Source organism: Aeromonas simiae (assembly GCF_000820125.1).
Classification (GTDB): Bacteria; Pseudomonadota; Gammaproteobacteria; order Enterobacterales; family Aeromonadaceae; genus Aeromonas; species Aeromonas simiae.
Genome location: NZ_CDBY01000037.1, coordinates 1 through 717, shown reverse-complemented (window position 1 = coordinate 717; position 717 = coordinate 1). Strand labels below are relative to the sequence as shown.

The following is a 717-nucleotide window of genomic DNA, read 5'->3' as shown; positions in this document are numbered from 1 at the left end:
CGCTTCAATGGCTATGTGGAGCGGGAGCTGCGGGTTGACAGCACCTGCCTCATCCACTTCGACCGCAACACCTACAGTGTCGACAGCCGTTACGCCCATCGTCATGTCACAGCCCGGGTCTTCGCTGACCGGCTCCAGGTGTATGCCCAGAGCGAGCTTATTGCCGAGCATCCCCGCCAGTTTGGCCGGGACAAGACCCAGTTCGACCCCTGGCATTACCTCGGCCTGCTCGAGCACAAACCCGGCGCGCTGCGCCACGGTGCTCCCTTCAAGGAGTGGGTGTTACCGCCGGCTTTGAGCCGCTTACAGCAGCAACTGCTGAGCCGCAAGGGCGGTGACCGGGACATGGTCAAGCTACTGTTGGCTGCCCGGCAGGACGGACTCGACCTGTTGGAGCGAGCCTGCCAGCAGGTACTGCTGCTGGGCGGCAGCTCGGCCGAGCTGGTACTCAACCACCTGCAGCGGCTGCGCCGCCCCGTCGAGGTGCCACAGCTCCATGCTCAGGTGGTGCCGCTTGCACAGCCGCCGCAGGCCAACTGCCAACGCTATGACAGCCTGTTACCGGGAGGTCAGCATGTCAGCCGATGAAATTTACCAGCGCCTGCAGGGGTTGAAACTGTTTGGTATGGCGGCGCTGTGCGACGAGCTGCTGGCGCATCGGGAGCGTCCCTTACCACCGCCGGAGCAGTGGCTCAAACGGATGATCGAAGCCGAAGA

At 63.7% G+C, this 717-nt stretch carries 1 protein-coding gene; it reads left to right on the top strand.

Features of this window, described 5'->3' with window-relative positions; translation table 11 throughout:
• Positions 1–588 (top strand): Mu transposase domain-containing protein (locus tag BN1134_RS19950; RefSeq protein WP_042046075.1); only part of this gene is annotated, 588 nt, incomplete at its 5' end.
• Between the last annotated feature and the right edge of the window lie 129 nt (positions 589–717).